This is a genomic window from Campylobacter sp. 2018MI13 (assembly GCF_018501135.1).
Classification (GTDB): domain Bacteria; phylum Campylobacterota; class Campylobacteria; order Campylobacterales; family Campylobacteraceae; genus Campylobacter_E.
This window is the reverse complement of sequence record NZ_JAHCZC010000068.1, coordinates 1-10,092: the sequence shown is the minus strand read 5'-3', so window position 1 is coordinate 10,092 and position 10,092 is coordinate 1. Positions and strand designations below refer to the sequence as shown.

Sequence of the window (10,092 nt, the reverse complement as noted above, 5' to 3'; positions counted from 1 at the left end):
TTAAATAATCAAACTATGCAAACTAGTTTTATACCTTTACAGGATAAATAATGTTTTTAAAAGCTTTTTTAATGAAATAAATAAGCTGTGGATAATATAGATTTAATGATGTTGGGTAGTGGGTTTAGATAAAGACTTATAAGAGCAGTTTTTAAAAGTCCTTGAAAACTCAAATTCTTATGAAGACGCTGTGAATAAACTACTTAATTAAGGCATAAAACAATACAAACTAGAAAACATAATGGCTCAAGTTTTAACAAATATTAGTTTAAAAGGCTTAAGTAATGAATGATTTAAGCAATATTTTTAAACTAAACCCTTTAGATGCAATTAAATACTTTGATGATAAATTACCTAAAGATTATGATTTAGATAAACTTCGCTTTAGTGCATATAATCGCATATTTTTAATAAGTGGGATAAATGAAATTGAAACACTTAAAAGAATGCATAGCATACTTAAAAAGGCTTATCAAAACGGCACAAGCTTTAAAGATTGCGTAAATGAGCTTAAAAACGCTAGTGGCTTACATAAAAATCATTTAAAAGTTGTTTTTAATCAAAACCTAAGACAAGTTTATAATTTAGCAAGATTTAAAAAAACAACTAATTAGCGATAAGCCTTACTTAAGATATGTAGCAATTATGGATAATAGGGTTAGAGTTGTACTTAAAGCCTTTCACGGACTTATTTTACCTAAGGAGCATTATTGTTGGCGCCTAATGGCTGGGGTTGTAGGTGTAAAACACAGGTTTTAAGTCTTGATGAAGCTAAAGCACTTGGCTATAAAGAAAACGCAAAAGACCCAAGAAGTTCATTAAATGCTGCTGTGCGTGGATTTGATAATAATCCTATTGAGCCTAATAATGCTTTATTTAATGTTTTAGTTGAAAAGGTAAAAAGTGTAGATGAGAGCCTTAGAAAACAAGCCGAAAAGATTATGAATGAAGCCTATAAGAGCACACAAGAACACAAAAAAAGCTTTGAGCTTTTAAAAAAGGCTTTTAATAACGAACAAAACCTATTTAAAAAAAGCGGCTTAAATCTTAAAGAATATAAAGAGCAAGCTATAAAAAGGTCAAAAAAACTAAAGAAAAAGGCAAGAGATACTTTAAGAATTTGTATTACGAAATTTAATAATAGACCTGTATATATTGATAAATTCCAAATAGCAACTCATCTACACCATAAAGAAATTAGTGCTTATGACTATTCTTTAATAGGACAAATATTGAAAAAAGGTAAGCAAATAGAAGTTGATGAAAACAACAAAGATAACAAAATATGTATTCAAAGCATTTTAGGTAGGAAGTATATTTTAGTATTTAAAGATTTAGAAGATGGATATTATGTGTCATCACTTAGATTTGAACATTAAAAAAATGTCAGGCGAATTGGTAAGGATAAACCTAATGAAAGCCGCCTACCACAATCATTCTAAGACCCATTTAGATGATTATATGTATTTAAAATTAAGGAGAACTTAATGGATATGCAGTTTGGCTTAGGGCTAAAGTTAGCCTTAGGTGGATTTGATAAGCTAAAAACACAGCAAGAAAGATTAGAAAAACTTGGCAAAATTGCAAAGCTTAGTACAGACAAGATGGACAAGCTAACAAAAAGCATAAATAAGCTTAATAATTTAGATATAAAAGCAGGTCTTGCAAAAAAGCATTAATAAAAATTTTGGTAATAATAGGTTTTTATTTTTCTATTTAAATTTTATTAGAATTGGGCTTATAATAAAAATTACGATAAGTTTTTTATTTTTGTTTTTAAGTTTCAAACCATGTTGTGATAGAATTAGGTTTGCAATTTAGTTTGGTTATGTATTCATCTTCTTTCTGTTTGGAAGTTTCAAACCGTGTTGTGATAGAATTAGGTTTGCAATATTTTTAGCTCTTTATAAGCTCCTGCAAGGCTATCGTTTCAAACCGTGTTGTGATAGAATTAGGTTTGCAATTAGCAAGGAAAACTTGCTTATATATCAAGTATTTGAGAGTTTTTAAAAAATAGTGATTTTTCCACTTTTAAAATTCTTTCAAATTTTAGCACTTTAGTGGAAAAATTAAACCTATGTTTAGTTTGTATCACTAAAATTAAAAAGCAAATCTAATTCTATCACAACGAGCGTTTGAAATCATAAGTAGGTAGAAATACCGAAAAGTTAGTAAAATATCGGGCAACTGGCTTAGCCACCCCGATAAACTTTAACACAAACATACTAAATTTATTCCCTATCATCACAATAGTTAAAAAATTCACATTGATTACAAGCATTAAGACTAGCGCTACTATTTGGAAAAACTCCATTATCTAAAAGATTTTTCATATCTTTTACAACTCTTTTAAGCCTAGCAAAATCATTCGGAAAAATATTAAAAACCTTATGTTTTAGATGATTTGATGAGCATAAAATCACTCTTTTGCAAGGCTTAGCATAAGTTTTACTAGCCATTTTTGCATATGCTAGTAGTTGCATTTTCGCCCCGTTACTAAGATTTAGATTATCGCTTTGTTTAAACTCAAGCACCACCACCTCATCAACCCCAACAAATAGCATATCACAAACCCCGCACAATTCTTCATCTTCTAAATATTGATTTTTTATAGGCTTTATATTCGCTTAGCCCAAGTTTAGCAAATGTGCGACTTTTGAAAAGCTCATCTTGCTTTTTATGAAAATCATTGCCAAAACCTACATGCTTAGGATATTTTGGTGTAATATCACAAAAATTATAAAAATAAAATATCCTAGGACAAAACACAAACTGCCTAATCAAACTCGCCTTCAAAAGTTCCATGAAATTCCTATTTCAAATTATTTAAAATTCTCATTGTTTTGGTTAAAATATACACAAGTTACTAAATACTATCAAAACTAAGTTGCTCTAAATCAGCCTTTTTATAGCCGTGCGTATAGTCTAAATCTATCTCACACCTACACAAAAACGCCTTATCCCCATCATCACAAAGCTTTTTAAAAAGCTCTTTTACCACCTTTATCTCACTTTTGCTAAGCTCTCCATAAAAGACTGATTTTTGGATATTTAAAAGTCCTAAATCCTTTAGCTCTTCAAAAAGCTTTGTTCGTGATTTGTTATCTTCTATATCGTAGCTTACAATATACACGCTCACCACCTAAACACATAAGAATGATAATTATTCGCACCACATAAAAACCCACTAAGCTTATAAACTTGCCTTTGTATGATGCTTTCAAGACTTAGTTTAGAGTGATTATATGGCAACTTTTTAGCAAGTGAGCTAAAAATCTCATTTGAAATTAACTTTTTACACTCATTAAAATCGCCCTTTAGCTGATGCCTTAGCTTGATAATATTTCTATCAACTAAAAAACTTCTATACTCTTCCATAATGTCCAAAACTAACGATGGCTTAGCACTTCTTAAGCTATGAAGCACTCCAAAATATGGGTTTAACCCTGCGTTTATCACGCTTTTATAAATTATGTTTAAAAGTATTGCGTAGCCGTAATTTAGGGCTTTATTTACATTATCATCTGCATATCTGCCCGTGCGATTTACAAACTCATCTCCTAAAAGCCTTGTTTGTCTAAGATAATCAAAATAAACTTTTGCCGCACTTCCTTCAATGCCAAAAATGCTATCTTTTGTCATTTTATAAGTTTTTAGCTCGTTAATAAATGTTTTTAATTGCTCTGTGGTTTTTTGTTTTAGCAAATCATCTTGCAAATACCTTGAAAAGTATAAAATCGTGGGGCGTTGGTTTTTGATTTTACCTATGATTAGCTCTTTTGCTAAGGCTAGGTCTTTGCCGTTTTGTTCGCTTAAAATCTGATGTTTTATCACATTTACGCTTTTATGCTCGTGTAAAGTGTGTAAAGCTAAATGAGATTTAAAATCATTAAAAAATATCTTAACCCCACGCACTCCACAAGCATAGGCTAAGTCACTACTTAGCCCTACACCACGAGATTTTATACTTATGGTTTTTAGGTTTTTAAGTGGATATTCTTTGATTAACTCTCCATCTTTTTTAACTACTAATCTAGCCGATTTTAGCCCCAAATACACCCCGTAAGAATTCACTACGAGATGTTTTAGCATATATTATCTTTCATAATTTGTCTATTTGCTTTTGAGGTTTGATTTGTTGTGTATTTTAGCCCTAAAACTTCAAAATTATCACAAATTATACTAGCTTTATAATCCCTTGGCTTACCTAAAAACTCAACTAATTCAATATTTAAACACTCATCACAAAACTTCACCCATTTATCATTTTTATCATTTAATGCACTTTTAAAAATATCTAAATCATATCCTAATTTTGCCTTGTTAAAATGCACTTGCACCGTATGTCTAGTAGCTTCGCTAACTATAAAGTCAAGCTTTGAGATTTTTTCTGGTAAATTATTTTTAATGCTTATTTTATAGATTTCTTTAGCATTTTCGCTAAGGTTTAAAATATCTAAAATATCGACTATTTTGAATGGTAAAACATTCTTGCTATGATATTTTATACCCACAATTCTATCTTTATCAAAATAATTTTTTGTAGCTATGTTTTCATTTGCTAAACCTTCATAACCTGTATTTCTACGCACCACAAAACTAGCTGCACTAGCTACACTTAGCGAGTATGTAACACGGCGTTTGTTTCTAGCTCTTTTTATATCTTTTTGATTGCCTGTGTAGAAATTATTTATATAAAGCTTATGGATTTTTTCTACTTCATTTTTAGTTTTTACTTCATTTTTTACTAGGATTTCATAGAACTTTTCTATATTTGCACCATTATCTTTAGGCTTGATTAACTCGCCACTTTTAGCATCAAAAAATATATCTAAAACATCTTTTCTAACACTTGATACCAAAAACTTATCTAAAAATTTAATTTTTTCTAGTGTTTTTATATCTTTTGCCTCAAAACTTGCGAAGATTAAATCAAAAACTTTTTTGGTGTCTATATGAAATCTTACCGATTTAAGTTTTTTAACTTCCATTAATAAATCAAATTCTTTTAAAATATTTAAATGCTTATCACTTAAATCTTTAGCATTTTCATATCTAAGTGAGTAAATCGTATCTTTAAATAATTGCTTTCTTGAGATTTTATCTTGACTTAATTCTAAGTACTTTTGGCTTTGTATGTTTTTTATCTCACTTTCTTTTAGATAAATCTCACTGAATTTAAACTTTGGTTCAAACTTCACATTCTCATTTATAGATACCACCTTTTTATCCTTAATAGCACTAGCTATATAAAATACAACACTAGCATCTATACAATGGCTATGGCTTGATTGGATTTTTTCTTTTGCTATTTCTGGTAAATCAAGACTTAACTCACGCCTAATAGCACTTGTTAGCTTACTATCAATAAAATTTACATTAATATCTAAATCTTTATTCTTTGTTAGAGCTTTTTGAACTATTAGTTTAGCAAGGCGTTTTTGAGTGCCGTTTGTTGTGGTTTTTAATTTATCTTGTTCTAATAATTCCACTGCTTTAGCATAAAAGTTTTCTTTAGGCATAAAAAGTGCATGTCTAAAGGCAATTTGCTCATGATATTTTAGATTTTTATAATTTGTATATTTATCGGTATCAATACCTTTTAAAGTATTATTTATAAAGATTTTTAACTCATTTTCATTTGCTACACCACACTTTTTGTATATATCATTTTTATATTCTTCTTTTAAATCAGTAAAATAAATATACCCATCACTTTTTCTAAGATTTTCGTATGATTTTACGGGAATTAAATTCGCTTCTGAGTTATACTTACATTTACTTCTTGGCAAGATATGATCATATTCAGCATTTTTTAGATTTAAAGACTCCCCACTATAAGGGCATATTACAAAATGTTCTTTAGGCTTTCTTTTTACTTTAGTTTTTGTAAGCTCTTTTGCCGCAGTTTCAAAAGCAAAGGCATTTTGCTCTATATTTATACTCAATTCTTTAGTATTACTTAAATCCAAATCTTTTATAATCTCATAAGCAAGTCTATCAATATACATTTCAACCCTACCATTTATAAGCCTTGCACTATCCGAGCCAAATACCGAACACATAGCTTTTTCACCACTTGTTCTTAGTAAAGTTTGCAATGAGTGTTCCTTGCAAAGTTTATTAAAACCCTTAGTATCATCTAAGATTATATTTGCACTCTGAAGCAGTTGATTTATCATAGTTTTTAGCTTGTCGCTTTTAGCTACATTTTTAAATATTTCTTGGCTAGTTATTAATTCATAGGCTTTTTTATATTGCTCTAAAATCTTTTTTAATTCCTTATCATTTGTAGCCTTGTTATCTAATAAAGCCTTTTCATCATCTAAAGCCTTGTAAAAGGAGTTTTGATAAGATTTAGCCATTTCGCTAAGATTAGTTAAAAAACCCTTTAAGGTAGTATTACCCTTAACTTTATTTTCTTTTTTATTTATAAATTCCATAAAAATATTGACATCATTTTCACTAAATCCATCAGGCTTAGCCCATAAAATACTAAGATGAGTATGTTTAAGGTTATTTTTATAAGGAGTATGACACCCACAAGGCTTTAAAAGTTTATTTGATAATACACCTTTTTTAGCCAGCAGCAATTCATCATAATATTTATTTGCAAAGTCTTGTAAGGCATCAAAATCACTATCATTTAAACATATCGTATCTTTAAAATATTTTGCATATTTATCAAAACTTCTAGGATAAAGCTTAATATCTTCTAAATACCCCTTAGATATATCTAAAAATCTTTGAAAAACCACTTTTAACTCATTTTCATCTAATTCATTGTATTCTTTGATAACGCCGTTTTCGTCCATAGTAAGGCTTGAAAAATTAGGATTTTCTAAAATATGTTTTAGGCAAGTTTTTAGCTTATTACTAAGCTTGTCTTTTAAGACTAATACATTGCAAGTTTGTGGGTTTTTATTATTCATTCTCTCATAAGGTGGAATGCTTATTATTGGGTCATTTTTACATAGATATTCATAGCTTGAATTTTCTAGGTTTTCTAACATTGTGCGTTTGTTTTCTAACTCTTTTTCGCCTTGAAAGGTAAGAAATTTTATATTTCTTATGCTTTGTTTTCTTAATTTTTCATCATCAAAAACATCATCAAATTTGTTATTAAAATACCTTCTTAAAACCCTTGTTTGATAATTTGATATATTACCAATAATATTTGCAAACTCATCAGCATTTATTTTTAGTTTTAAAATTACGCTTTCGAATTCCACACTTTTGCAAAGTTCTTTTATGTCTTTTATATATTTTTCTCTGTGTTTGTTATTTTTAAGCATTTCATTTCTAAGAGCTTCAAACATATCTGTAATAGCATTTCTATCACTTGCTTTTATATTATAAACAAATTTATCGTTATCATATTTTTGCATTATTAGGTTAGTTTGCTTAGCTAAAAATTCACAGAATTCATCAGTATCATACTCGTTTGCAAAATTTGAAAGCCTTAATTCATAATCATTTTTGTTAATGCAGTTTTTAAACTCATAGCTATCAATTTCGTTTAATATTTCTAAACTCTCATCGCTAATGTCATTTTCAAATTCTATATTTATATAATTAAACCCACGATTTTTAAGTAGTCCATATATTAACTCAAGTTCGCTTTGGCTTAAATCTTTGATTTTGATTTTATTTAACAATTCATCTAAAAGCCTTCTAACAAATTTTGACCTTTTTATACCCCTTTTTTGGTGTCTTTTGGAAGTTCTATCTTTTTTCAAAAAATTTATAAAAGATGGGTCAAAAATATAGTTCATAGCCGTTTTATATACAATCTTTCCATCTTTTGTATGTGTTACAAATACTCCATTATTTTTTGCTCCCATATCTATGCCAATGTAAGTTTTCATTCTTGTTCCTTTAAATTCATTTGTGTGAGTATATATAAAATATTATAATTTATAAATGTTATGGAATAAATAATAAAATATCGGAATTATAAAATAATTATCCGATATTTTTCTACTCTTATTAGTGATTTTAAAATCAAAAGTTTTAAAACTAACATTTACCTATACATAAAATATCATAAGTTTAATTAATTTTACTGAAGGGTTATCGGGGTGGCTAAGCCAGTTGCCCGATATTTTACCAACTTTAAAATGATTTCAAACTCTAATATATTGTGATAGAATTAGATTTGCTTTTTAATTTTAGTGATACAAACTAAACATAGGTTTAATTTTTCCACTAAAGTGCCAAAATTTGAAAGAATTTTCAAAGTGGAAAAATCACTACTTTTTAAAAACTTTCAAATACTTGATACATAAGCAAGTTTTCCTTGCTATTGCAAACCTAATTCTATCACAACATGGTTTGAAACACTTCTTTAAGTTTCATTACGCTACTTGCAATACTCATTGCAAACCTAATTCTATCACAACATGGTTTGAAACATCTATCCTGAATAAACAAAATTTTATCTTCTGAAATTGCAAACCTAATTCTATCACAACATGGTTTGAAACTATCTTTCCACCCAAAAAAACAAAAATTAAAAATAAATTGCAAACCTAATTCTATCACAACATGGTTTGAAACTAATTCTTCTTAAAAATTGGTCTAAATTCTCATTTTATTGCAAACCTAATTCTATCACAACATGGTTTGAAACAAAAATCCCATAAGGTATCTGAACATCTCTTCTACTATTGCAAACCTAATTCTATCACAACATGGTTTGAAACCGAATTCTACTTCTACTAATTTCAATCATTTCTAAATTGCAAACCTAATTCTATCACAACACGGTTTGAAACATAAATTAACATTAGAGCAAAAGCAGAATGGCGAATATTGCAAACCTAATTCTATCACAACACGGTTTGAAACAAAACAAAAGTAAAAGTAATAGGAATTAAAGAAATATTGCAAACCTAATTCTATCACAACACGGTTTGAAACCAATTTTTTCTGCTGAAAACTACGCTTAAACTATAAATTGCAAACCTAATTCTATCACAACACGGTTTGAAACTAAGTAATGCCGATAGCTTTAAATAATTGCGGATAGATTGCAAACCTAATTCTATCACAACACGGTTTGAAACTATCCATACGAGAGTCAAAATCCATTTCGCCTAAAATTGCAAACCTAATTCTATCACAACACGGTTTGAAACTTACAATTGGAAGAAAAATAAGCCGAATTTATATCATTGCAAACCTAATTCTATCACAACACGGTTTGAAACAATATCGGCTTTTATTGTCTCATTATAAATTTTTAAATTGCAAACCTAATTCTACCACAACACGGTTTGAAACCTAAAATCTAAATCTAAAAGATTTGAAAGTTTATCAATTGCAAACCTAATTCTACCACAACACGGTTTGAAACAAAGTAATACATATACATATAAAGATGTCGGTTTAAAATTGCAAACCTAATTCTATCACAACGCGGTTTGAAACATAGAGTTTAAAAAGTCTAACTTATCAGAAATATATTGCAAACCTAATTCTATCACAACACGGTTTGAAACTTTCAATGCTTTCTAAAGTATTGTTTAAGTCTATTTGATTGCAAACCTAATTCTATCACAACACGGTTTGAAACTCAAACATTGGAAATGCAATTAATGTGGCTTGTGAATTGCAAACCTAATTCTATCACAACACGGTTTGAAACAATCCACCTGTATTTTGATAGTAGTCTTCTGTTCCATTGCAAACCTAATTCTATCACAACATGGTTTGAAACTTATTTAAAGCAATAGAAAGTTGAGAATTTGTTACATTGCAAACCTAATTCTACCACAACACGGTTTGAAACTGTCTAATTAATAAATAATTTCATCATTAAGCTTTATTTCAAACCTAATTCTATCACAATAATGCTAGAAAGTAACGATATAACATAATAATACAAAACAAATACGATTAAGCAAAAAATATAAAGTAGAAAAACTAGAGTGAGTTTAAATTATTTAAATATTTTAAAATATTATTAGGAACTAGCATACTAATTCCTAATAATAAGTTTATTTTTAAGCTAATAAATCAAGTTCTAAATTCATTTAGCTTTTTGTTTAGTTGTTCTGTCATCTCACTTAGATGATTTGCTGCTCCTGC

General features: G+C 28.6%; 8 protein-coding genes and 1 CRISPR repeat array. Of the genes, 3 read left to right on the top strand and 5 right to left on the bottom strand.

The annotated features are described in order from the left end of the window. Positions 1-284 precede the first annotated feature (284 nt). The 3 genes from KJQ99_RS07325 (at position 285) to KJQ99_RS07315 (ending at position 1,679) form a co-directional block, all read left to right on the top strand. Positions 285-614, top strand: coding sequence for a putative phage head morphogenesis protein (locus KJQ99_RS07325; protein ID WP_214150415.1), 330 nt, complete (start codon positions 285-287; stop codon positions 612-614). Between the two features lie 99 nt (positions 615-713). Next, a complete protein-coding gene (locus tag KJQ99_RS07320; RefSeq protein WP_214150414.1) occupies positions 714-1,379 on the top strand; it encodes a putative phage head morphogenesis protein in 666 nt (221 codons plus the stop codon). A gap of 108 nt (positions 1,380-1,487) precedes the next feature. Further along, on the top strand, positions 1,488-1,679 hold the full coding sequence (locus KJQ99_RS07315; protein WP_214150413.1) for a hypothetical protein: 192 nt from the start codon (positions 1,488-1,490) through the stop codon (positions 1,677-1,679). 552 nt (positions 1,680-2,231) lie between these two features. Here the strand turns inward: KJQ99_RS07315 and KJQ99_RS07310 are convergent. From KJQ99_RS07310 to KJQ99_RS07290, 5 genes are all read right to left on the bottom strand, one after another. After that, positions 2,232-2,582: a CRISPR-associated protein Cas4 gene (locus tag KJQ99_RS07310; protein WP_214150412.1), complete on the bottom strand. Its 351-nt coding sequence runs from the start codon at positions 2,580-2,582 to the stop codon at positions 2,232-2,234. A gap of 4 nt (positions 2,583-2,586) precedes the next feature. After that, positions 2,587-2,805 (bottom strand): hypothetical protein, encoded by a 219-nt coding sequence (locus KJQ99_RS07305; protein WP_214150411.1) that lies wholly within the window; start codon positions 2,803-2,805, stop codon positions 2,587-2,589. A gap of 61 nt (positions 2,806-2,866) precedes the next feature. Continuing rightward, complete coding sequence (cas2, locus tag KJQ99_RS07300; RefSeq protein WP_214118919.1) at positions 2,867-3,133, bottom strand: CRISPR-associated endonuclease Cas2; 267 nt, start codon at positions 3,131-3,133, stop codon at positions 2,867-2,869. 2 nt (positions 3,134-3,135) lie between these two features. Further along, positions 3,136-4,092, bottom strand: coding sequence for a CRISPR-associated endonuclease Cas1 (cas1, locus tag KJQ99_RS07295; RefSeq protein ID WP_214150410.1), 957 nt, complete (start codon positions 4,090-4,092; stop codon positions 3,136-3,138). Next, positions 4,086-7,868 carry an HNH endonuclease domain-containing protein gene (locus KJQ99_RS07290; RefSeq protein WP_214150409.1) on the bottom strand — a complete coding sequence of 1,261 codons (3,783 nt, stop codon included), beginning with the start codon at positions 7,866-7,868 and terminating at the stop codon, positions 4,086-4,088. The genes cas1 and KJQ99_RS07290 overlap by 7 nt, the downstream gene beginning before the upstream one ends. A gap of 436 nt (positions 7,869-8,304) precedes the next feature. Beyond that, a CRISPR array of direct repeats spans positions 8,305-9,865; the repeat unit is 37 nt; unit sequence ATTGCAAACCTAATTCTATCACAACACGGTTTGAAAC. Between the last annotated feature and the right edge of the window lie 227 nt (positions 9,866-10,092).